This window comes from Zobellia russellii (genome assembly GCF_044597075.1).
In the GTDB taxonomy this organism is placed as follows: domain Bacteria; phylum Bacteroidota; class Bacteroidia; order Flavobacteriales; family Flavobacteriaceae; genus Zobellia; species Zobellia russellii.
Genome location: NZ_CP139000.1, coordinates 3,648,691 through 3,672,060 on the forward strand (window position 1 = coordinate 3,648,691; position 23,370 = coordinate 3,672,060).

The 23,370-nt window shown below is 39.9% G+C and carries 27 protein-coding genes; all 27 read right to left on the reverse strand.

Features of this window, described 5'->3' with window-relative positions:
- Positions 1–32 precede the first annotated feature (32 nt).
- A complete protein-coding gene (locus tag SJY45_RS14895) occupies positions 33–914 on the reverse strand; it encodes a cupin-like domain-containing protein (RefSeq protein WP_400071718.1) in 882 nt (293 codons plus the stop codon).
- Positions 914–2,461 (reverse strand): phytoene desaturase family protein, encoded by a 1,548-nt coding sequence (locus tag SJY45_RS14900; protein WP_400071720.1) that lies wholly within the window; start codon positions 2,459–2,461, stop codon positions 914–916. Before SJY45_RS14900 ends, SJY45_RS14895 begins: the two co-directional genes overlap by 1 nt.
- Entirely contained in the window at positions 2,458–6,147 is a 3,690-nt protein-coding gene (locus SJY45_RS14905; RefSeq protein ID WP_400071722.1) for a 1-acyl-sn-glycerol-3-phosphate acyltransferase, read from the reverse strand. The genes SJY45_RS14900 and SJY45_RS14905 overlap by 4 nt, the downstream gene beginning before the upstream one ends.
- Positions 6,140–7,309, reverse strand: coding sequence for a DUF2062 domain-containing protein (locus SJY45_RS14910; RefSeq protein ID WP_400071724.1), 1,170 nt, complete (start codon positions 7,307–7,309; stop codon positions 6,140–6,142). The genes SJY45_RS14905 and SJY45_RS14910 overlap by 8 nt, the downstream gene beginning before the upstream one ends.
- A 92-nt stretch (positions 7,310–7,401) precedes the next feature.
- A complete protein-coding gene (locus SJY45_RS14915) occupies positions 7,402–7,905 on the reverse strand; it encodes a ubiquitin-like protein Pup (RefSeq protein ID WP_215913164.1) in 504 nt (167 codons plus the stop codon).
- Positions 7,906–7,910: 5 nt separating this feature from the next.
- Entirely contained in the window at positions 7,911–8,279 is a 369-nt protein-coding gene (locus SJY45_RS14920; protein WP_400071726.1) for a 3-hydroxyacyl-ACP dehydratase, read from the reverse strand.
- Positions 8,280–8,283: 4 nt separating this feature from the next.
- On the reverse strand, positions 8,284–8,871 hold the full coding sequence (locus SJY45_RS14925) for a porin family protein (protein ID WP_289061199.1): 588 nt from the start codon (positions 8,869–8,871) through the stop codon (positions 8,284–8,286).
- Positions 8,868–9,479 carry a hypothetical protein gene (locus SJY45_RS14930; protein ID WP_400071728.1) on the reverse strand — a complete coding sequence of 204 codons (612 nt, stop codon included), beginning with the start codon at positions 9,477–9,479 and terminating at the stop codon, positions 8,868–8,870. Before SJY45_RS14930 ends, SJY45_RS14925 begins: the two co-directional genes overlap by 4 nt.
- On the reverse strand, positions 9,460–10,077 hold the full coding sequence (locus tag SJY45_RS14935; protein ID WP_400071730.1) for an outer membrane lipoprotein carrier protein LolA: 618 nt from the start codon (positions 10,075–10,077) through the stop codon (positions 9,460–9,462). Before SJY45_RS14935 ends, SJY45_RS14930 begins: the two co-directional genes overlap by 20 nt.
- Positions 10,070–10,846 (reverse strand): polysaccharide deacetylase family protein, encoded by a 777-nt coding sequence (locus SJY45_RS14940; RefSeq protein ID WP_400071732.1) that lies wholly within the window; start codon positions 10,844–10,846, stop codon positions 10,070–10,072. The genes SJY45_RS14935 and SJY45_RS14940 overlap by 8 nt, the downstream gene beginning before the upstream one ends.
- A complete protein-coding gene (locus tag SJY45_RS14945; protein WP_400071733.1) occupies positions 10,840–11,904 on the reverse strand; it encodes a beta-ketoacyl synthase N-terminal-like domain-containing protein in 1,065 nt (354 codons plus the stop codon). Before SJY45_RS14945 ends, SJY45_RS14940 begins: the two co-directional genes overlap by 7 nt.
- Positions 11,901–13,106 (reverse strand): beta-ketoacyl-[acyl-carrier-protein] synthase family protein, encoded by a 1,206-nt coding sequence (locus SJY45_RS14950; RefSeq protein WP_400071734.1) that lies wholly within the window; start codon positions 13,104–13,106, stop codon positions 11,901–11,903. The genes SJY45_RS14945 and SJY45_RS14950 overlap by 4 nt, the downstream gene beginning before the upstream one ends.
- A gap of 125 nt (positions 13,107–13,231) precedes the next feature.
- The gene (locus tag SJY45_RS14955) at positions 13,232–13,489 is read right to left on the reverse strand and encodes a phosphopantetheine-binding protein (RefSeq protein WP_038237427.1); all 258 of its coding nucleotides are present in this window, start codon (positions 13,487–13,489) and stop codon (positions 13,232–13,234) included.
- Positions 13,486–14,094 carry a 3-oxoacyl-ACP synthase gene (locus SJY45_RS14960; protein WP_400071736.1) on the reverse strand — a complete coding sequence of 203 codons (609 nt, stop codon included), beginning with the start codon at positions 14,092–14,094 and terminating at the stop codon, positions 13,486–13,488. Before SJY45_RS14960 ends, SJY45_RS14955 begins: the two co-directional genes overlap by 4 nt.
- Complete coding sequence (locus SJY45_RS14965) at positions 14,091–15,239, reverse strand: beta-ketoacyl-[acyl-carrier-protein] synthase family protein (protein ID WP_400071738.1); 1,149 nt, start codon at positions 15,237–15,239, stop codon at positions 14,091–14,093. Before SJY45_RS14965 ends, SJY45_RS14960 begins: the two co-directional genes overlap by 4 nt.
- Complete coding sequence (locus SJY45_RS14970; RefSeq protein WP_400071740.1) at positions 15,232–15,669, reverse strand: acyl-CoA thioesterase; 438 nt, start codon at positions 15,667–15,669, stop codon at positions 15,232–15,234. Before SJY45_RS14970 ends, SJY45_RS14965 begins: the two co-directional genes overlap by 8 nt.
- Positions 15,659–16,927: an ABC transporter permease gene (locus tag SJY45_RS14975; protein ID WP_400071742.1), complete on the reverse strand. Its 1,269-nt coding sequence runs from the start codon at positions 16,925–16,927 to the stop codon at positions 15,659–15,661. The genes SJY45_RS14970 and SJY45_RS14975 overlap by 11 nt, the downstream gene beginning before the upstream one ends.
- A complete protein-coding gene (locus SJY45_RS14980; protein WP_400074361.1) occupies positions 16,920–17,663 on the reverse strand; it encodes an ABC transporter ATP-binding protein in 744 nt (247 codons plus the stop codon). Before SJY45_RS14980 ends, SJY45_RS14975 begins: the two co-directional genes overlap by 8 nt.
- 77 nt (positions 17,664–17,740) lie before the next feature.
- The gene (locus SJY45_RS14985; protein ID WP_400071744.1) at positions 17,741–18,736 is read right to left on the reverse strand and encodes a BtrH N-terminal domain-containing protein; all 996 of its coding nucleotides are present in this window, start codon (positions 18,734–18,736) and stop codon (positions 17,741–17,743) included.
- Positions 18,737–18,744: 8 nt separating this feature from the next.
- Entirely contained in the window at positions 18,745–19,143 is a 399-nt protein-coding gene (locus tag SJY45_RS14990; protein WP_215435973.1) for a hypothetical protein, read from the reverse strand.
- Positions 19,144–19,181: 38 nt separating this feature from the next.
- Positions 19,182–19,622, reverse strand: a complete 441-nt coding sequence (locus SJY45_RS14995; protein ID WP_400071746.1) for an ABC transporter permease — start codon at positions 19,620–19,622, stop codon at positions 19,182–19,184.
- Positions 19,623–19,635: 13 nt separating this feature from the next.
- Positions 19,636–20,073 carry a hypothetical protein gene (locus SJY45_RS15000; RefSeq protein ID WP_400071748.1) on the reverse strand — a complete coding sequence of 146 codons (438 nt, stop codon included), beginning with the start codon at positions 20,071–20,073 and terminating at the stop codon, positions 19,636–19,638.
- Between the two features lies 1 nt (position 20,074).
- On the reverse strand, positions 20,075–21,208 hold the full coding sequence (locus SJY45_RS15005) for a beta-ketoacyl-ACP synthase III (protein ID WP_400071750.1): 1,134 nt from the start codon (positions 21,206–21,208) through the stop codon (positions 20,075–20,077).
- A gap of 9 nt (positions 21,209–21,217) precedes the next feature.
- Positions 21,218–22,141, reverse strand: a complete 924-nt coding sequence (locus tag SJY45_RS15010; RefSeq protein WP_400071751.1) for a dialkylrecorsinol condensing enzyme DarA — start codon at positions 22,139–22,141, stop codon at positions 21,218–21,220.
- A gap of 71 nt (positions 22,142–22,212) precedes the next feature.
- A complete protein-coding gene (locus tag SJY45_RS15015; protein WP_400071753.1) occupies positions 22,213–22,572 on the reverse strand; it encodes a hypothetical protein in 360 nt (119 codons plus the stop codon).
- Positions 22,556–23,101: a hypothetical protein gene (locus SJY45_RS15020; protein ID WP_400071755.1), complete on the reverse strand. Its 546-nt coding sequence runs from the start codon at positions 23,099–23,101 to the stop codon at positions 22,556–22,558. The genes SJY45_RS15015 and SJY45_RS15020 overlap by 17 nt, the downstream gene beginning before the upstream one ends.
- Before the next feature lie 23 nt (positions 23,102–23,124).
- Positions 23,125–23,367, reverse strand: a complete 243-nt coding sequence (locus tag SJY45_RS15025; protein WP_038237449.1) for an acyl carrier protein — start codon at positions 23,365–23,367, stop codon at positions 23,125–23,127.
- Positions 23,368–23,370: the final 3 nt, after the last annotated feature.

Below are 23,370 nucleotides of genomic sequence, written 5' to 3' on the forward strand. Positions count from 1 at the left end.
TAGGAACACTTAAGAGGTAAAAGTACGCCGCCTCAACTGTTTTTTATGGTTTTCAAGTTCTTTTCTGTCCGTTTTTTTGCCCATCGGTCTTTATAATCCAACCATTTTTGTCCGCGGTACTTGCGGGTTAAATTATCTATGTGGCGCATAATCATAACATTGTAGAGCATGTTGGCAAAACGTCCGGGGTGCCTAGGTAAGGCACGTAGCGTCATAGAAAAACCACCGTTTAAATAGCGTATGCTATGCCAATAGCCACTGGGCATATAGAGGGCATCTCCGTGTTTCATTTCGGCACGAATACATTGGGCATACTGTAAGGCCGGGTATTTCTCAAAATCCGGATGGTCCATGTCTATATCTTCAATATTATGAATGGAAAAAGGCACTTTGTACAGGTATTTTGTTTGTTCGGGAGAGAAGAGGTTTACCACTTTGTCCCCATCAAAATGAAAATGCATACTGTCCGGTAAATCAATATCATAATGCATAAATACTTTAGACTTGCCACCACCAAAGAAGAGTGCCGGTAATTTTTTAAAGAATTTTAGGCCTATATCCGGGTATTCAAAGTCTTTGAGCAATTCGGGCATTTCCTTTAGGATGTTGTAAAAGAAAATCCGTAAATCGGTGGGTTCGGTTTTTAGGATTTCAATGTACTCGCTCAATTTCATTTCCTTTTTGGGCGCATAAACACTTTCCTTGTCCTTTGCAGGTTCATTGTTGTACAAGGGCACAATTTGGTCTCCGGCACGCTCTTGAATATAATCTAACTTCCATTTGGTATAGGCAGGCCAATCTTTGGTAAGCCCGGTAATTAAAACCGGCTTTTGTGGCTTGTAGTAGTTTTTAATGAAGTCCGCTTTTGAGATGTTTTCTACGCGTTCTACCGGAGTTGTTTTAAACTGTCCCATTATGCATCTATTTTTTCGTTGGTCTTTGTGTGCCCTTTGGTTATTTTTTCAAGCAAATATTCGCTGCCTAGAATTTCGGAACAGGTAACTACGCTACTAATGGTCACGCCTAAAATACCGTGCATATTAATGCTCTGTCCGGTAAAAAATAGATTTTTTATTTTGGTTTTTGGGGAGATAAAGGTCTTTAGCGGATTGTTGAAATCTTTGGCGTAACCGTACATAGAACCCTCATTGCAACCAATATAATCCCTGTAGGACAATGGTGTAGATGTATGAATTGATTGTATGCTTTCCCGTATGTTCGGAAATTTTTGCTCAAGAGCGTTCAAAAACGCATCTATTTTGGTCTGTTTGAATTCTTCGTACGTTTCGCCCCTACTATTTTTTTGTGCCACCGTATTAAAAGTTCCGGACCAAGGCTCTAGTTCTTCATAGCGCATATAGGTTATGGCCGTCAATTGATCCGCCCACTCATCTTGGTTCTTACGGGTGCCCATAGAGACCATATAAGCTTCGGGCCAGGATTCTTGGGTATAGCAATGCGAGTTCCAGACCGACTCATAATTTTTAAAGTGATAGTAATTATGGTTCAGGTATTTAAACGTTTTGGGCTTTAGTACAATGTGAATGCTAAAGGCCGAAATAGTGCTATCTATACTCTGGATGCGGTTGGCGTACGACTTTCTAAAATGTTCTTGCCCTACCATCTTAATGGTAAGCTTAGGCTCTATATTAGAAATGAAAAGGTCTCCTTTTATAACAGCACCGTTTTTTGTAGTGACCGATACTATTTGCTTGTTTTCAACATTAAACCGGTTAACCTCACTATGTTTATAGGTTTCGCCTCCGCTTTCCTTTAAACGCTTGATGAGCAATTTGGTTATTTGGCTGCCGCCATCTGCACATCTATAGGAACTTTGAATGTATGAATTAATGGATAGGGCATGCACATAGAACGGCGTTTTTCCTTCCTCACCTGCATACAATAAATTTGAGCCGGCAAGTACGGCACGTAACTTTTCGTTCTCCGTAACCGAGTCTATATATTTTTTGGCCGGTAAGGTAAAAAGTTCAGTGTCCTCATGATAGGGTTTGCCAAGTCTTAGATTGTAAAGGGGAAAACGGCTGCAGGTTTCCTGAAGTTTTTTGCAATAGGTACTAATTGCTTCTTTTTCCTCCGGAAATTCCTTAACGAGCTTGTCTTCAAAATTTTTGTAACCCTGGGCATGCGGATATTCCTTTTCGTCACCATCAAAAGTAATCAGGTCAAAGCCGTCTTCATCTAGTCTTGTAAGGGTTAAGCCGTCCAAAATATCAAGATACTCAAAGTAACGGTAAAGGTTCTGGCCTTTTTCAAGTCCTCCTAAATAATGAACGCCCGTATCAAAAATGGCCCTGTCGCGAACAAAGGTCTGTAGGTTGCCTCCGTATTGGTTGTTCTTTTCCAGAACACAGACACTTTTGCCCTCGCGTGCCATAATAATAGCAGAAACGAGACCGCCCATGCCACTACCAACTATCACAACGTCATAATGTTCTTTCATTGACCCTTTGTCTTTTTAAGTAGCCTAAAGTTATCATTTTGTTCGCTAGTAATGAAACCTAACGTTTCTAGTGGCTCCACTTCAATTTCCCGCGCATTTTTTAATAGAATCAATGTATTGAAATTGTTGTTTAGATGTTCCGCAAGCTGCTCCATTTCTAAGTGAACGTCCAGAATAAGCACATCGGCAATTGTGGTAAGCGCTTCTTCCGGACTTTGGGCAATATTAATTTTGCTGTAGTGTCGGGTTAAGAAATTATGTTGGAGCAAAGAAGTGGCTTCTTGATCCTTAAGGTGTACCGTTATTTTTCTGTCTATGGAATCTAGGGCAAGGAGCATATCTAACTGACCAAAATCCTGTGACAGATGTACGATTCTACTTTTTAAGTCAATTTTTTTCAGAAGGGAGTAGTAAGTCTCTTTATGGTTTTCTAAATCTTGTTCAACCGCTTTATATATTTGGTCACCCTTATATCTGTAATTTTCCAGCAGCGTTTTCTTCCAGTAATCTTCATTTTCAATTTCGTTTCTAAGCCTTCGGAATTCGCTTCTAAAATAGGCACCCATCTGCTTGGCGCGCTCACTATAGTTTTTTCCGTATTGGGTGTCATGTGCCTTGATTCTTGGTAGCAGCTCAATGGTTATGCTACCATCTCGGATAATAAAACTGCCCTTGGGCAATACTTCGGAATTTCCGTGAATGAGCACCGGAAGAATGTCCAACTCAAATTGTTGAGCCAAATAGAAAGCTCCTTTGTGAAATCGCTTTATTTTATTGGTGGAAGATCTAGTGCCCTCCGGAAAAGCAATAATACTAAACCCTTGGGCCACTTTTTCTTTTAAAAAAGCCTCGCCATTTTCTATGCCACCGGAAACGGGGTAAGCTCCCGCCAGTTTTGCCGCACTACCAAAAACGGGAGAATTATAGACCCAATCATTAACCATGAATATAATCTTTGGATGTAGCATGCCAATGGCCAGGATATCCAAAAAGCTGGTATGGTTGGCAATAATCATTACGGGTTTTTCAAAAGTTTCGTTAAGCGGATTTCTTATTTCCTTGGATACAAGAGGGTTGGTGTACAGTACGGAACCCATTAATTTAGAAACTGCTCTATGAAAGCCCCGGTTTTGTTTCGTACGGCTTTCCGGTGATAGTTTAAGTTTTAACCATCCGTATATGGAGTATAAAAATCCGCCTGTTCCAAAATATCCGAACGATAACACTGAATGTATAAAGTACCGTACCGAAATTGGGCGTTTATCCGCACTGCCAATAAATAACCTAAACAATAAGGGCTGCACGGTAAAGGCCACGAATGCCGCAGATAGAATGCCTATTAATGATACCGTTGAAATTGTATAGAGAACAGGATGTTTCGCAAAAATTAAAACCCCCACCCCTGCAATTGTAGTAATCACCGAAAGTAAAATAGAGGTCTTATGGGTATGCAATACGGTTTCACCTGTCCTATATTCCGTGAGTAAACCGTTAGTGATAAATATGCTATAATCAACCCCTAGCCCAAAAATAAAGCTACAGATGATGATATTAAAAATATTGAATTCAATGTGAAAAAGGCCCATTATACCCACGGTTAAAAACCAAGTGAGAAAAATAGGGATACTTGTTACTACCGTTAGCGATAGGCTGCGGTAAAATAGCAAAAGGATAAGCAGTACTACAATAAGTGAGTACCCGATTAGGCTGTTAAAATCGTTTTTAAGGTTGCCCAAAAATGTCTCGTTTACTTGCTGGCGGTCTATGAGAAGTGTATTGGGCAAATTTTCGAACTGTTTGCGCAGCGCACCAATATGGTCATCATCTACCTTTACTAAAGAGGTAATGGTGGTGCCGTTATCATCATGAACAATGTAATCGTCTAGAGAAAAAGATTTTATGGGTTCAAAATCGGTTACCTCCATCGGCTTAAAATCCGAATGTAATAAATCATAGAATTTGGAGAACGTAGTGGGTTTGAACCCAAACTGGGCACTATTCTCAATTAGATTTTCTTTAGTAGTATTAATTTTGTCCGGACTCCAAAATTGTTTCCATACCCTAATTTTTTCTTCCTGTGTTTTCTTGGAACGAATGAGTCCACCAACCGAACTAAAACTCAATATGGACTTATTTTTTTCCAAGGTTTTAAGTACGTCGTAAAGCGAGTCGTTTTGCGCTAAGACCGTTTGGGTATCATTTCCGTAAGTAGAAATGTAGATAGATTTTGAACTGATGTCAGTTAAAATTTCCAATCGTTTTCTAGCCTCGCTAAGTACTTCGGTTTCATAGTTTAGCTTGGCAATGTCCTTGTTAAAAACAACCTTGTTATAAGTGAAAATACTAATGACCGAAAATAATACCAGTACAATAATGGCCCATTTGGATCGGTGAAAATCGAAAGCCGCCACACGGTCTAAAATGGTCTTTCTTGAACTTACCGCTTTACTGGCAGAGTAAACCTGGGGAATGAACAACAGGGCAAAAACGGAAGCGCCAAGCACACTTACCGCTGCAAAAATACCAAGGTCCTGCAAAGCTTGCGACTCTAAGAAGAGAAGGCATAGAAATGCGGAAGCCGTTGTAAGGCTGCTCATAAGGATAGAAGGCGCCACCTCTTTGTAAAGGCTTTCCGCACCATTCCCGTTACGGATGTGGGTAAGGATATGCAACGCATAATCTAAAGTGACTCCCAGTAGCACCGAGCCTATACCCAAGGATATGGCCGAAATTTTCTCACGTAGTATACAGAGAAAGGCAATGGATAATAGGGCGCCAATAAGCGTAGGTAAAAATAGTATAAAGGGTAATGCCAACTTACGGTAGAACAACATTAAAATTATAATGAGCAAGGTCATGGCAATGCTTACCGTAAATTGAATATCGCTACGAATCTGTTTGGCATTGGCCACGGCAACCAGGGCCGCACCGTAATATTCACTGTGTACTTTTGTAGCGTATGCCTTATTCAACTGCTCTTGTAAGTCATAAAGTGCATTTGAAAAAGGTAGATTTTTATCCGTCTCGTTGGAACCAAAAGCAGGGGTAAGGAAAAGCAGGATGTTTTTTTCCTCTTTATCCAGAAGAAAACCGTTCTTTAATTTAAAATCGTCTCCAACGCCTAGTTCTTGGAGCCTTTTGAGGGCAATAAAAGATAGCCGCAAAGGATCTTTGATGATGGTTTTTTTGGCTACAATACCGGATGGTGAAATCAGGGTACGGTAATTTTCGGCGGTTACTGTGGCAATACTATCGGGCTCAATTTTATTTGAAATGCTCGGGTAGTCTTCAGTTTCTAAAAAGAGTGGGAGGTTATTGTAGACCAAATCCAGTGTTTTGGGAACATCATCGGAATTTACTCGGCCTTGTACACCTTTTATAAAGTTGGCTTGGTTCTTTTCCAAACTGTCCAGTATGGACTTGGCATATTTGGTAAGGTCGTCTACGGTACCTTTTTCTTCTTTTTGTATGTTGATGATAATCTTGTCCGTAAATGTTATGGACTTTAAAACTTTTTGTACCCGCTGGGCTTCTTCATTGGCGGGAATAAGAGAGGTAATATCATCTTCAAATTGAATTTTGGATACAATAAGGGAGAGCCCAATTAGGACCAATAAGAGTACCGCAGTAGAAAAGAGCCTTTTGCGGGCAATGAACTTATATGCTTTAAAGAAGAAATTACCCATTGTCTACCACCATTTTTTTCTTTCCCAAGAATAGAATTGTAAAGTAACCTACAATTCCAAAAAATAGGGCGGATAGGATAGCCAGGGCAAAACTGCCGATTAAATAGGTTTTCAAATTTTGAAGCATTCCAAAGTTTTCGGTCATGTTCTCTATTGAAAAAGAAACCTCTTCGCCGGTAATCAATACGCCTATTTTTACACTAAAATAGATAATAAAAGGTATTAAAGGAGGAAGACTAACGTTAGAAAATGCAAAGGTAATTGCTTTGTTCAGGCCAAATAGCGCTGCCAAAGCAAAAACGAGAATGGTCTGAAAACCCCAAAACGGAGCAATGCCCAAAAATACGCCCAAGGCAATGGAAAGCGCTTTGGTCTTTGGAGGGTCGTCACTACGCAGCAGGTCTTCTAAAAGGAATTTTTTAAATCCTTTTTTTTTTATTTTCCGAAGGAAGTTCCGGGGTTTGATGTATAAAATGGCTACAATTACCAACCAAGTATTGAGGATGCTTATGCGTGTAAAATCTGGTACGGTCCTAAAGTGGGACACCCTTTCCGTTTCATCGTACAGGATACGCACGGGAACATTTTTAACCAATGTTCCATCCCATGCCAACCGAACGATAACCTCAATTTCAAATTCAAATTTTGGGGTGTAAAACTTTAAATCCTTCAACTGTTTTAAAGGGTATAGGCGGTAACCGCATTGGGTGTCCTGAAGTTTGGTACCAGTTTCGAACCAAAACCAAAAATTGGAAAATTTATTACCAAAACTACTTTTGCCCGGCACGTCTTCTTGCTGCATGTTTCGTGAACCAATATACAATACATTGGGTGTTTCCTCTTTTTGCAGTTCATCTAAGAAAATAGATAGGTCTTCAGGAAAATGCTGGCCATCCGAATCTATGGTTATTGCATAATCATATCCTTGGGTAATTGCGGCTTTAAAACCCACTTGAAGCGCATTTCCTTTGCCTTTGTTTTCCGGTAAATGAATTTGTTCAAGGGTAGGGTAGTCTTTTAAAGTTTCAGCTGTGTTGTCCGTTGCGCCGTCATTAACGATGATAATGGAGTGGGTGCGTTCTAAAATACCATCAAGCACCCGTCTTAAGGTTCCACCGTTATTGTATGTGGGTACCAATACGCAGCAATTAAGTTGCTGCATAGTATTTTGGAGTGTTGGGGTAGGGGTTGACACGAGCAATTTTTTTCAAAGGGTTCAGCAGACCGGACCTGAATTTTCTACAAAGATACGTATTACGAACCTTGTAGCAATTGTCTTTCCGATTCGCTAAAAATCTCGGATTTGGAGATATATCCTTTAACGAAATCCTTGCTGTTTTTATTGGAAACGGAGTTAAAATTATCCAATATAAATTGCTTGTCTTCTTCAATGTTTTTAGTGTAGCCCGTAATCTTGGGTACATTCTCTTGTACGCTTAAACGAATGCACCGTATTTCTACATTTTTAGGCTTTGCCTCCAGAGCATATTCCAAAAGCTCCGCCCCTTCTTTAAAGTAGTTTTTCTTTTCTTTTATTCCTTTGGCGTACTTGGCCATCATAGTGATGACCGCTCCCTTATAAGCTACGAGCGTTTTGTCATCTGTCTTGGAGACGGACATTAGTTCTTCATGGAGGGTTTTTGTGGCCGCTTCACTATCCGCTGCCTCAATATAAGCCGTTCTAACTTTTGGCAAGTCTACTGGGCGTGCCATAGATAAAGCGGATACTATAAACAGAAAAACGAGCTTTAAATTCATGATGTCTAGGTTAGAACATTAAAAGTAGCACTAAGCTTTAGTGCCAATGTTTCTTCAAAGGAAGTGGTGTTTTTAACTTTTACCGTTTCATCATCCTCGGCAATGGTTAATGTAAGCTCAATAATATGATTTTTTTCAGGATTGATAATCGCCATAAACTTAATGTTTGACGCAACAGAGAGAAATAATTTTTTTTCCGTGGCCTGTTCGGTCAGCTCCTTGATAATCTGAATCATGCAAACTCCCGGCATTACGGGGTTTCCTGGAAAATGGCCTTTAAAGACCTCATGTGAGGCGTTCAGTTTAACCGTAGCCTGTACCGTTTGGTCTTCTTGTTTAAAATTTTCTACGGTGTATAAACCTTCGATCAACATGTGTTTATAGTTTAAATTTATATGCGGCACCTATCTGGAATACACCGTTAAGGTTACTTCCCGCTTCTTCGTACAGGTCATCTTCCCCAAAAAAATCAACGCTTATCGTACCCTGTTTGTAGCGTGCTTCAAGAATCAATCCAAAATCGAACTCATAACCTATTCCTCCAAAAACGGAGACGTCTACAGGTGAAATTTCGTCATCACCGTTAAAGTTGGTCAAATTAACAAAATTGTTTTCAAAGTTAATATCCAGACCTAGGCCAACTATAAAATGAATGCCACTATTTGGGCTCACAAAGAATTTATTGGGTAACCCAATGGAGATATAATTGATGTTAACGTCTCCATATTGGTCGGAGTTGGATTTTCCACCTTGATTGGAATACAATAGTTCTGGTTGTAGGGAGTAATAGTCAGAAAATGGAATGTCTACAAATGCTCCTACATAAATTCCGGATTTTGTGTCTAGGGTGGTGTTGCTAATGTTGGAGTTGTTCAATCCTAATTTTATTCCTGGGCGGGTCTGCGCGACTGCCGTTCCCGACAAGCCCAGAACCATTAGGGCAAAGAGTAGTTGTATTGTTTTCATTTCAACGCTTTTAATGCAATATGAAGTTTAAAATTATGGTGGGCTATTTCAATTTCTTTTGCAAATTGCTCTTCTATACGGGTGAATTTGAATTCTACTTTTTCTTTGTTTCGGTCTACGCGGGCAATTTTATGTAGTTGCCCATTGTTGTAATAAAAATAATGTTTTTTAGAGAGGATGTCCGTTTGTAAGACCGTATCCTGAGCTAGTTTAAAACTATTCTTTACCCTGGATTTCTCTTGTATCAAGGCTTTAAAATCCCTTTTTAATATATTAAGGAGTACTTTCTTATCCAATTCCTTTAGAACCCGATTTACCTTAAAATCATTCCCTTTAAAAGTGAAATCAAAAATGGTATTCCCTATTTCTGTGGTAAATGCAATGCGGTGGTGTCTCTCACCTAGCTTTTTCACTATGAAGAGGCCACCAAAAGATTTGTTGAAAGCATCTATTTTAGCCTTGTATACATAGTCTTTTTTGGTGTTGGAAAAATAAGGGTTCGTAGTTTTTTTCTGAAAATCCTTAGCAGGCTCAAATCCTTTTTGAGAGGGGTAAGAAGCACAGCCTACTAGAAGAAAGAGGCAAAAACTACTGAGTAAAAACCGCATCGGACACGTTTTTGTTCACGACGCGATCTGAAAATTTAATGTGCGTATAATCGTCGGAAGGTTCAATCATCTTTACCTCGGTAACATCGCCTTGGGCGTTAAACGAAAGGTGAAAAGCCTTTATAAATTTGGAGAACTGCTCATCTTTAGGGAGAAAGTAAACTAAGCTAGAATCGTTTATTTTAAAATATTTTATGTTGAATTCATCATCATTAAACATATCCCCGCGAATACTGGCGGTAATAAGTTGGTTCAATTGTTTGAATATCTTGTTGGAGCCCACATCCATATTACTTTTATTACCGTCATCGTTAATGAACAGTGTTTCATTTTTAAAGAGAACGGAATAGGCAAAAGGCTTGGTGTATTCCCACTTTACCAAATTGGGCACTTTAAAAGCCAACTTGCCCTGGGAGACGATATCATCCGAAAGGAAATCTAAATGCTTGTATTGCGTAAAATCGCTCAATACCGTGGTTGTGGCGTTTGCCCTGGTCTTTACCTTGACCTTTAAATCCGTAGCTTCCGCAGTGGTCATTTCTTTTTGGGCCACAGCGGATAAGGATATAAAAAATAAAAGAAAAAGTATCTTATGCATACGCTTCGATTTCTAGTAAACGGTCAGCAGTGACCGAACTCAGATTTTTCTCTCGCAAAAATAACAATAACTGTTCCAAAACACGTATTGTTTTTTCGCTAGTGTCGTGAAGCAGTATAATATCACCTTTTGAAACCTTTTTCGTAATGCGTTCTAATATAGTTTTTTCGGACCTAGATGTGGTGTCCAGTGAACGTACGTTCCATCCAATGGCCTTTATGTTTAGTTGATTAACGGCTTTTGCAATCTGCGGATTGGTTACCCCAAAAGCTGGGCGGTAGAGTGTCATCTCTTTTCCGGTTACTGTGTACACTGCTTTTTTTGTCCTAGTAAGTTCGTTCATTACTTTATCCAACGAAAAAAAACCGAAGGTATTGGCATGCGAGTAGGTATGGTTACCAATAGTATGCCCTTGGGCAATGATTTTTTTTAGGATTTCCGGGTGTTTTTCAATCTGTTCGCCTATGCAGAAAAAAGTTGCTTTAGCATTATATTTTTCAAGTAAATCAAGAACTTTTGGGGTGAATTCCCTATTGGGTCCGTCATCAAAAGTTATAGAAATCCAATTGTTGTTAAGGGCTTTGTTGGAGTGTAAGGCGTGTAAATGGTAGTTCCATTGGATAAAAAAAGAGCCAAATACGGTTATGGCGAACCAAACGAACAGTAATAAAAGAATAGTGTGCCAAGGCGCATGACCAAAAAAATAAAGTGTTCCCAGTAGAAACAAAAGAGCAATGGCGGCGGTATTTACCCTATTCCGCTTTAGCATTTTTGGATTAAGGTGAGGCTATGGTTTTCTCCTCGGTATTGGTTGTACACCAAGATGGTCTGTAGTTTAGCAGGCTTAATAGAATTTAGTTGAACACTGTCCGGAACGGTCTGGGTCTTTAAAATTTTATTGGCCAACCAAAAGGCAAACCCCGTTGCGGTATCATATTCTCCTGAAAGATGCTTGTAATAAGCTTGCGGTGTATTTGTTAAAAGGGAGTTGCTAAGTTGCTCGTAATAATGGTCATAATTAGCATCACCATTGTTACCAAGAATAACCACGTCTATATCCTTAACGGTCATTTTGTTGCTTTCAAGAAAAGCAATGATTTTTGACTCTACTTGTTCTTTGGCAAGTGTATTGAATGTTTTTACAGCAAGTAATTCTGCATAGCAGGAGTTTGATTTTTCCTTGGAGAGCACAAAAAAGTGAGACCCTTCGCCCATGACCATACCTTCAGTATTGGATTGCAAAAGGTCTTTTGAGGCAACAGGTTCTTTTTTAATATGCCCGATCAGACGGTGCGTTGTTACGTGATGTTCTACCAATTCATCTACTCCTCCAACTAAAACCGTATCGGACTCATTGTTCTGGAGCATCATTTTTGCATCTATAAGCGAAGACTCAAAAGAAACAGCCGAATGTACAAAAGTGAAATTATGTCCTTTACAGCCCAATCCTAGTGCAATTTGCCCAGCTACGGTATTGTGGGAAGACTGAATAAAGCGGGTAGGGGTCAAAAATTGCTCGTCGTTCTTTATGATGTCGCTAACGAAACGTTCCGAGTCTCCAATGCAACCTAGACCGGTACCTACAATAATGGCATCTACATTTTCTATTCCCGCCTCGGTAAGGGCGTTTTTAGAGCTTACAGTACTCATTTTAATACCACGGGCCATGCGTCGCGCCGCTGCCGGTGGAATGTATTCTTTGTAATTAGGGTTTATTACGTGAACCACGGAGTCCGTATACTCGGTTATTTCGTTAAGAAACTCGCTGTTGTCAAAAGTTTTCTGTGCCGAAACGGAACCTACGCTATTTATATATACTGGTTTCATTGCGCTTCTTTGGAAAAGATTAGAGTAGAACAGTTGCCGCCAAATCCGAAAGAATTGGAGAGTACATGGCGTAACTCTTTTTGTTTTACCGTGGTTTGCGGAAGCAAATTAAACTCCTTCATGGGAGTCTTGAAATTCAGGTTGGGATAAATTATGTTGTTCTGCAATGCCAAAACTGAATATATGGCCTCTATGCCACCGGCAACCGCCAATGTATGGCCTGTAAACGCTTTGGTGGAGCTGAATTCCGGTACTTGGTCTCCAAACATACGGAGCAATGCACGACCTTCGGAAAGGTCGTTGTTAGGGGTTGCGGTACCATGGGCGTTCACATAATCTATATCCGAAGGGTTTAAACCCGAAACTTTTAATGCTTTTTCCATGGCAAGAACCGCTCCATCCCCATTTTCGGAAGATGCAGTCTGGTGAAAGGCGTCATTGGCATTGCCATAACCCGTTACATAGCCCAACACTTTTTTATTGTCCCTTTTTACAATTTCGTTGGATTCTAAAACAAGATAGGCAGCGGCTTCACCAAGATTCAACCCTTTTCTTTCATCGTCAAAGGGTGTGTTATAGGTGTCGGATAAAATCATCAAGGTCTTAAATCCGTTTATGGTGAATTTACAAAGGCTATCCGTACCACCCACCACAACACGGTCTAATTGTCCTGATTTTATCATTCGTGCCCCCAGCATAATAGCATTTGCGGCAGAGGAGCAAGCGGTACTTATGGTGGAAACAAAGCTTTCCGTTAACCCTAAATGGTCTGCAAGTTTTTGGGTAGAATCCCCAGCGTGGAGTCCGTTAATATGACCCCAATGCTCATCGCTCTCCAGGTATTCAAAATAATATTTTTCGGATTGGTCCATGCCACCCACGGTGGTCCCGGAGATAAGTCCGGTTTCGCAATCGTTTATATCGGTAATTCCAGCTTGGTTTAGGGCTTCATCGGCAGCAAGCATAGCCAAAAGAGCAGTTCTTGATACCGCTGTTTCTTTGGCAATACCAAGTTTTTGCTTTAATTGGTCATTGGTCATTTCAATTTCCCCGACCATAATATCGTTCTTATGAACGGTATCTACTTTAGAAATTCTTGAAATACCAATTTTACCGGAAACCAGTGCATCGTAGTTTTCTTGCACATTGCTTCCAATGGCAGAAATAGCGCCCATGCCGGTAATTGCTATGCCCTTGCACATATTAATTTGAATATATTAATAGATATGGAATAAAAATACGAATCTTAGGCTTAAGTGCTATAGTTGTATGCGGCTAACTGTGCAGTACAACCGTGTGCTTGGCAACTTAAAAGACGATAGAACCTTTAGTTGGTTCGGTTAGCAGCTATATAAGCGGCCATTGTATCTATAGATTCAAAGATTTTACGGCCCTCTTTTGGGTCTGCCAATCTAATACCGTAATCTTTGTCTAACATTACAATTAGCTCTAGCGCATCAATTGAATCAAGGCCAAGACCTTCACCAAAAAGTGGGTCGTCGTTTGCGATTTCGTCAACGGAAACATCCTCCAAATTTAATTGTTCGATGATTTTTTCCTTCAATTCTTGTTTAAGTTCGCTCATTTTGTTCTGTATAATTTGGTAAGTTCTCCTGTATTATGGGGCAACACACCTTTTTTAGCGATAACGTATAAAAACGCATCATATTTTCCTTTGTCATAATCAACCCAGCCACATAAAACCTCTTTGGCTTTGCCTGATATCAGCAAATCATTGGCATAATCTGACAATAAATAGGGGTTAAACTCGGCAAATATAAAGAAACTATTTTCAGAATACAGTTTGTGACGAATGCTAATTTCACCCATACAGATATTCGGAAGTGTGTAAACAAAAACAGCGGGACTAGCAAATGCGCCAGATTCGTTACTGATGGCAGCTTGGTGCTTACGGTCAGTATCCAAACTTGAGGCTTTGTTTGAAAGGACAAGGGCGGTATTTTGTTCGCTGGTGTCCCGTAAAAGTACCTCGGCTCCCATAAATGCCAGTTTGCTGAGGTTGTCCATTTTAAAAAACTTTGAATAATCGGTTTCAAAGTGTTTGTATGCTGATTTTATAAAAGCGGGAAATTCTTCGGAATCATCGGAAAAGAGAACCTCTCCGTTCTTTGAGACTTTACCGTTTCTAATATGGCAGTATGATTTTATGTAATATTCAGGACTGCTCATGAATTAACTTTTTTAAAAATTGCCGCCGTATTACAACCCCCAAAACCAGAAGCGGTCTTTAGGAAAATATGACTTTCTTTTGGTGTGGTCTTGGTAATAATATTTAATGGTTGCGATACACCTAGTTCTTGGAATCCCGGCGAAGCAAAAAGGGTATTTGTATGTAAGGAGTGCATCCCGATGATGGTTTCCAATAGTCCGGAAGCCCCAAGCGTATGTCCAAAATAACCTTTTAAACTATTCAAGGGGGTGTTTTGTAAGTTGGCCCTGTTGAAGGCAATGGCTTCCATTTCATCATTGTACATGGTAGCCGTACCATGGGCCGAGATGTAATCTATAGCGTCTGCATCTACTTTTGCTTGTTCCATTGCAGAAACAATACTTCGGTATAATCCTTCCCCTGTTCTTGATGGACCCGAAATGTGGTTGGCATCGTTACAGGTGGCCTCGCCAATAATTTGCACAGATTCGTCTACAAGATAGGCTTTGTCCTTGGTAACAAGTATGCTACAGCCTACCTCCCCTATATTAATACCTGCGCGAGTTTTGCAATAAGGTCTGCAGGGAGATTCACTTAAGGCTTGAAACGAGTTAAAGCCGGTTAAAATAAATTTGCTTACCAAATCCCCTGCAACTACGAACACATGGTCATAGCGTTCTTGGTGTATCAGTCTTTTTGCTACGGCCAAGGCTAAAACTCCGGACACACAGGCGTTGGATAGCACTATGGCTTCGTTTTTAAACCCGAAAAAAGTTTCTATTTTTTTCCCTAACTCACCAAGATAGGCACGGTTTTCGTCAAACGGACTATCCGCATCCAAGACATCTATATTTCCTTTTGTGGTGGAAACGATCAAGCCTACACGTTCCGTAAGTTCTATGCCCGATTTCTTAAGCGTATCCGCCAAGGAAACCAGAAGTATTTGCTCAAGTCTTGTGTGAGCTTCCTTAGAATCTAATTTTTGAAATTCGCTTTCTAGGTTTTCCTGATGGATTAGAGAGGAGTAAAACGGATTTGGCAGAACTTTGGAATCATCTACCAATGTAAGTCCGGTTACCTCATTTTTAATGCTATCTACCGCAGAAGCACTATCAAAGCCATATGCGGAAACAATATTGTTATGTGACAGGTAAACGTTATTCATCTAAAAGGCCAACTTTTTTCTTCCAATCCGCAAAAAACTTTGGGATTACCAAGGATAATTCGCCCCCCAATTCAACAAAAACCTGAACCGTTTCTCCAGTGCAAACAACTGCCCCTTTAGGATTATAGATTTCATATTTGAAAATCATCTTTGCCGCTTGAGAGTCTATATAAGTTGTTTTTATGGTTGCAACATCTCCATAGCTTAATGGAAGCTTATGTTCACAGGAAGACTTTACGATAGGGGTTGAAAAGTTATGGTCTTTTTGGTCCAGGTACGAAATACCGTGGTGCCTACCAAAGGCCTCCCGACCATCTTCAAAATACTGAATATAATTGCCGTGCCAGACAATACCTAGAGGGTCCGTTTCTGCAAACCGTACACGGACTTCACTCGTGAAACTAATTTCTTTTTTGGTGTTAGACGGCATTTTTTCTTTCGTTATAAATTATGGCGATGAGCGTGGTGACCACAAAAAATATGAGTAAAAGGGATATTTCGGGTATAATCTCACTAAAGGTCGCGTTGCGCAAAAATACATCATAAAATGCACTTAGCCCCCAATTCATTGGAGATAGGCTAGAGAGTACTTGCATGAATTTTGGCATGGCAAAAACAGGGACCCAAACCCCGCCAATTGCGGCCAAAATCACAACAAAAGTGGCTCCAAATGGTGCGGATTGTTCTTGTGTCTTGGCAACGGTACCCAATAGGAGGCCAAGGCCAACCGCCGCTAGACCGGCAAAAAAAGCAACTACGAACAATAGGGGCAATCTGCCGGAAACATCTAGTTTAGGTAAACCGATGAGAGGGAAAAGAAAAATTCCCAATGCTAACATAAGAGCAAATTGAACTAATGATACACCTAGGAAAACAATAGTTTTACCGCCTAATACGGTAGCGTAGGAAACAGGGTTGGTTCGTAATCGTACAAATGTGCCCTGATTCTTTTCTTTCACCATATTAATGGCCAATGGCAGAATTATAAAAAATATGGCAAAGAGAGTCCAGGCAGGAATATTATGTTGTGTAGAGTTAGGTATGAGTGCTTCTTTGTGCTTACTAGGTATAATTTCCGTAAAAGTGATGAATTTTTCGGTTTCAAAAATAGCTTCTGAGGGGTCGTCCGTTAATTGCTCTTGAAAGGCCCTGTAGATGGTTTCGGTTTCTATTTTAGAAATCATCTTATCAATATTACTTCGCACGGAACTTTTGAACGATTGCTGCGTTGCAGGGTCAAAATACAGTTTCACCTCTTTGGGTTCCAATTTGGACTTTACTTCGGGAATGTTTTCTTCGCCATCACTGAACTTAGCTAGGATACCATCTACGTTCTCGTTAATTTTAATGTCTAGTTGAGAGGATAAGTCTTCAGGTATTACAATAGCCAATTGATAATCGCCCTTTAAGACTTGTTGTTTGGCTTCCGCATCCGTAGCGGCCATATCTACTTGAAACAATTTGGAATCGGCCAGACTTTTTAAAATATCTTCGGATACTTTTCCTTTGTCCATATCTACCAAAAGAATAGGTAGTTTGGTCTCTTTTATACTTTTGAATGAATTGTCCTGAATTGTGGTAATGACAATGACCAATAGCAACGGCATAAGAAATAGTACGGCCAGCCCACCAATATCTCGGGTAATGAGTAAAAACTCTTTGTATGTAGAGGCCCAAAGTTTATGCATGGTCACGTAAAGCTTTACCGGTTTTGGCCAAGAATACTTCTTCTAGATGTGCTGCATTTTCTTCTTGGGCTATAAGTTCTTTAGGTGTGCCAATGCACACCAGTGTGCCGTGGTCAATAATACCTACGCGGGTGCAAAATTGTTCGGCCTCGTTCAAGTGATGCGAAGTGTAAATAATGGTAGTACCCGCACTGTTCAATTCCTTTAGGTAAGCCATAATAACGTTCTTAGACTGTACGTCCACACCAACGGTAGGTTCGTCTAAAAATAGAACTTTTGGATTGTGTAAAATGCTGGATATTAGGTTTATGCGGCGTTTCATCCCTCCGGAAAAACTTTTAATTTTTTTATGGGCGAATTTTGATAGCCCCATAGTCTCAAGATGGGCATGGATGTCGTTTTTTAAGGACTGACCTTTAAGTCCGTACATGCTTCCAAAATAGACGAGGTTCTCATAGGCCGTTAATGACGGGTAGAGAGCGTATTCCTGAGGAACAATGCCTATTATTTGTTTTAGTCTGTTTTTATGGTCTTTGTAATTTAGCCCGTCTATAGTAAAGTGTCCTGAAGTAGGTTTTAGTAGAGAGCTAAGCATTGATATGAGAGTGGTCTTCCCAGCTCCATTTGGACCTAAGAGGCCAAAAATCTCACCTTCGGTTATGGTTAAATCCAAATCACGGACGGAAAAATCGTCGGCCCCTTTATACATCTTAGAAAGCTGGTTGATTTGGATCATGACATCAAAACTAATCGAAATTAACAAGATAAACCACGGTTTGTCTTATTAAAGACGATAAGGTTAAAAAGAGGGTTTTAAATGGCCTTTTTAAGTTTTTTAAAAAATTCCGCTTCGCTATTTGCAATAGCTTCAAGTTCATCGGCTACCTTGTTGTAGGCATCATTTTCGGGGCTACGGTTTTTGTAGATACGTGAGGCATTCAATGCAAAGTCTCGCCAGTCATCTCCAATTTTGGTCATTTCCCTTGAGAGTTCGTTTAGTTTTTCGTTATCTAGAACTTGGCTTGCCTCCTGTAGAAAAGCGGCATAGATATAACGGAAACCTCCGCCACCTGTGCCTATTTCTTCTTGCATACGTACAATCTGGCCTAAATAATGATTAGCCACTTTAGCACCTTTTTTCTTGGGCCATTTACGAATAAGCTTGGAAATGGTCTTAATGCCGTTTGTTCCTACAATAGGAAAAGGGGCGGTCATTTCGCTACAGGTCTGTTTAATACCCTTTATAATCGCACTTTTCAATTCTAATTTTTCTGGAAATGAGGTTGGGTAATAGATATGGCCTTTAGGGGCGAATGCGCCTTTGGCAAAGCGTACTTTTTCAAGCTGTTTTTCGGTTAGGGTGGTAACCTGTTCCATAACCGGGTCACTAATCAAATAGTTACCCTCTTCCTTGCCATAGACCACTAGGTTATGTGCGTTAAAGTGAAAGCGGTATTCATCCGGAAAGTACAGAAGGTTATAAACACCCACTTGTAGGCCTACGGGGTTGTTCTTGGACAGATTTTCATCCAGGCGTGATTTTGCCGCTTCCGGATTACTAAATTTTTCCCGTTTTATTTTGATACCTACTCTTTTGGCGAACCGGTTAAAAATAAAACCTGGCATAGCCCTATAGGTAACTACCGGAGCATGGTTTACTTTTAAAAAGGGAATATAACAGAACAAAAGGCCGGAACCTATGCCAAAGACCATAGGTTCGCTTACATCAAAACCATTGTGGCGCATTAGGTTACTTACCACACCGTTTTCACAGTGTGCCGATTGTTTGTGGGTAAATTCTATTTGCATGCGGATGTTTAAGAAATGTGTTTCAATTCTTCAATACTGATTTCGAAAATATCAGCATATTTTTGAAGCGTTTTTTGGTTAAGTTTTTGAAAAACCTTTGGTTTAAAATGTCGCTTTACGCGCCATTGCCAAAGTCCAACATAGCTAGATAGAATGGGGAGGTCCATTTTGTGTAGCTCCATATAATATTCAATGGGGCTGGTCTCATTGTTTTCTACCCGTTTCTTAGCCGCGGCTACGCGCTCTTCAATATCTTTTATGGCGTTGCTAAGAGCAATAGTCTTAGGGTCCCATCCAGAACTCAGTTCTGTAGTGTACTCGCCATTTTCATCAACGGCATAAGTGAGTTCTTTGGTTTGGGCAGAATCTAAAAGGCCTTTGTCCTGTGGTACTTCTTCTTTTTTCACTGGTCGTTATTTTGGGGGATTGTCACTATTTTTCCCTCTTAAACCTCATGGATCAAAAAGTTCAAAGTACAAGCTACGATTAATTCTTCATTTCTGAAAGTTTCAGAAGCTATGGTGCAGCTGCTAAAAGCTTCATTATCATATCTGGAAACGAGATTGCCTTTGGTTACAATGGTTTCGCCCACTTTAGGCAATGCGGTAATACGTACTTTTTTTACAGCACTTATATAGCCAATGACCTTACTTTTACTTCCGTCTTTATCATCATCGTCAAAAAAACTTTGACCAACAATGGCGGCGCAGGTTTGGGCCGCGTTTTCAATAAGTCCGGTTTCGGATAGGTATTCGTTGGCGACAAAAATACAGGATTCTTCTACTTTAAAATGCGTTTCAACCGAAGTTTCATCAAGATAGGGCGTTACACTTGCCATAAGCATAGGTTCTCTATGGGGCAGGAAGTTCTTGATGTCTATGTTCACGCGTGCTTCCAAATTAGTTTGCCAGTGCGGTTTTCATTTCACTTGTAGCCAGTATAATTCCTTCGCAGGTTACAGTGGCGGATACCATGGTTATGCCCATAAGATCATGAAGGATTTCTACCGTGGTTTCCAGTTCTTGGCCTACAAATGGCAAGGCATTAACGGTAGCTTTTTTTATGGCGCCTATATATCCCGTCGGAGCGGGTTTCTGGGCCAAATAGTATTTGTAACCAGTATGCAATGCCACGGTCTGTGCCATATTTTCAATAAGGCCCGGGGCCATAAACCGGTTTTCAAAAACAAACAGATTGTCTTCTGGAACAATAAGTCCGGAAACAATTTTTTTTTCTGAATACTCAAGCAATTTGCCCACCATAATAAAAGGTGGTTTTTGCGGAATAAGGTTTTGTAGAAACTCTTTATCGGTAATGGTTTCTTTCAATACATTCATGCTAGCACACAGTTAGATAGGCGTAAGTGTATGAAAAACGAGCACTTTCCGGAACATGCAACAATATTCTATCACCCTTTTTTAGCTTCCCCGAAGAAATTAATTCTTCTAGCATAAGGTATATGGATGCCGCACCTACGTTACCCACATGTTCAAGATTTAAAAACCATTTATTCCAAGGCATTTCTACGCCTTGTTCCTTCATTTCGTCATAAAGTCCCTGTTTAAAGAAGTACGAAGAAATATGGGGGAGGTAATAGTCAACATCATTGGGGCCAATACCATGTTTTTCATAAACCATTTTTAGGCAATCCACACCTTTTTTTAAGATGTTTTCACCCAGCAGTTTTACATCCTGCTTAATTGCAAAAACAGATTTTTTAGCCCAATCTTCCGGAGCAAATTCACTCCATGGTTTTAGTTCGCCGCTCTCAAGCTTCTCGCCACCGGCGTACATGCAGGTCTCCATTTCATAAGCGTATGAAAAACCTTCCATCCACTCAATTTTTATTGGCGTATCTCCTTTGGGTTCGTTTTCCACTAAGATGGCTCCTGATCCATCGGAAAGCATCCATCGTAAAAAATCTTTATCAAAGGCAATCATTGGGTTCTCTTCCAATTCCTTTAAATGCTCAATTTCTTCCTGATAGAAATCTGCTTTGGTCCAAGTAGAAACTTTTTCTGAACCGGTACATACGGCATTGTTTACCTGCCCTGTTTTAATGGCCATATAGCCATATTTTAAGGCGTTCATGCCGGAACAGCAAACACCGGAGGCCGAATTTATTTCCATATTGCCGTTTTTCAATACACCGTGTACCATGGCCGCATGAGACGGTAAAAGTTGGTCTGGTGTAGAGGTTCCGCAGGAAAGAAGTTCTATGTTTTTCTTGCTGAAATCAGAATCGCAAAGTTCTTCTATTGCTGCCGCGGTAAGCTGGGCATTATTATGGGTTACATTGCCATCTTCGTCAATGGCATAGTACCTTTTCTTGATTTTGTTGTTACGTAGAATTATGCTCTTTGCCCTAGACTTTTGTCCGTCTATAAACCCTAATTTCTCTTCAATTTGGTCGTTTTCGACAGGTGAGTTGGGCAAAAATTTAGATATTTTGGTAATGTAAGCGTTTTTCATGTGTCAGTCTTACTCCTTATAGTCTACAGAGGCGTAATATTTATTTTCCCTTTGGATTTTCCTATACATTGGGATATAAGTGAGCAAAAATACAATAAAAACTATAGGTGCGATTATCCAAATGGCAAATATCAGGTAATAGTTGAAGAAACGTAGCCATTTTTTACGGGCAGGGTCTCCTTGGTCTCCCTTCTTTTTAATAAGGTTGGCCCATTTGGAAAACAATATGTTCCCACGTTTGTCCATCTGAACCAGTAAGTTACTGATTTTGGAAGCATCCAAACGATTCAATTTTTCTTGTAGGGAAGAAAAATCAGATTTTAAAAGAGCTTCATTAATCGGATGGCCAAATTTATCTGCGGATGCAATGGTGTTGTCAGAAACTCCAGGTTTTGGAAAAACGCCCCAAAGGCGGTCCTTTTTGCCTTTTAGCATCCAATGCACAATAGTAATTACGCTAATATGATTGATGTTTTTGTCCACCAAGGCAATGTTTCCCACTAGTTTGGCATTTAATCCAATGAGCATTTTTTTCACCTTTTCCTGTGACATGGCCCACATATTGCGTACCCCAATTACGGTAATGACCGGGGTATTGTTCAAAAGGGTTTTTGCCGCATCTGATTTTAAAAAGGAATTTAAGGGTATGGAAGGGGATAGGTACCAGACTTGGTGCCCTAGAATTACCAAATCATACTTTTTGGAAAGCACCGAAGCATCAGGTTTGTTAATGGGTGTAGGAATTTGAAGGAAGGATTCCGGAAAAACATCAAAGAACCGCTCTTTCTTCCATGGGAATTCGTAAGGTTCCTCAGGAATAATTTGGTGGTAGGTGATGTTTGTTGACTCTCGGTTTAGAGGAGATAATACAGAATCTATAATTGTACGTAATTGCCCTGTTTGGGAGTAGTATACAACAAGTACTTCTTTCATTTTCATAAGGTTATGGTACAGCAGTTAGAAACATAATGATTAATAGCTGCCTTAGGGATAGACCAAATATCCTATTTATTTGTCTTATCTCCCCAAAAATCAAAATAATTAAACCATTGTAGTGGATATTTTTTAATAATCCACTCTAGGTTTTCGGTATATTTTTCCAGTAGACCTTGGGCATCACCACGTTTTACTTCTGCAGTTCGTGCGTATAGGTGGTAATGTTTTTTAGATTCTTTCATCACGTAAACGAACAAAACCGGAACATTTAATCTGGAAGCCAATAAATAAGGACCCATAGGAAATTTTGCTGTGGCTCCTAAGTATTGCTGTTCCAAGAATTTTGTGCCCTCAATGTAGCGGTCTCCCGTAAAGCATACCAACTCGCCGTTTGTTAGGGCCGTATGAATTTCAAAGATATGGGACATATCTTCTTTTATTAGAATAAGCTTGATGTTGGATTTTGAGGTAACACTTTCCATATAGGCCTTGATTTCTTCGTGCTCGTCGATCCCATGTTACCAAGTTGATCGAAGAAAAGGCATTTATATCTTGGAGAAAATGTTGTGCAACTTCAAAATTACCAATATGGGCGCTTAATAGAATACCGCCTTTTTTCTGTTCTAGAAGACTTTCAATCTTTTCAATTCCGTCAAAATCATAGGTAAACCTGTCCCTTAAACCTGCGGATATGGCCGCCTTATCTATAATTGTCTGGCCAAAGACGTAATAGTTGCGGTAGACGTTAAAGAGACTTTTTAAAGTAGAATACCCAAGTCTTTTGTGAAAATAGTAGAATATAGCCTTAGTACTCGCTACAGAAAATATACAGTAATAAAAAACTACGAAATGAAGGAGTAGGTATGAAGCACCTAGCCCTAGTTTTTTGATAAAGAAAATATAAATTCTATATCCTAAAACAGTGCCTTTGGATTTTCCTTCCCATTCTGTTGCCATATTTGGGTTTTCTCAGGGGAGTATCAGTGAAGTTTACGCTCAATAAGGTCGTAAAAATTCTGTAGGGTAGTAACGTTTATAAAGTCTTCACCTACTAGCTTTACGCCAAAATTGCTTTCTACGGCCACTACTAAATCAACAAAATCTAAGCTGTCTAAACCTAGAGTATCTTTAAGATTAGCATCGGCAGCGATTTCTTCTTCTTCGACCTCAAACTCGTCGATAAGGAAATCATCTATTTTTTGAATAATAACTTCTTTGGTCATCAC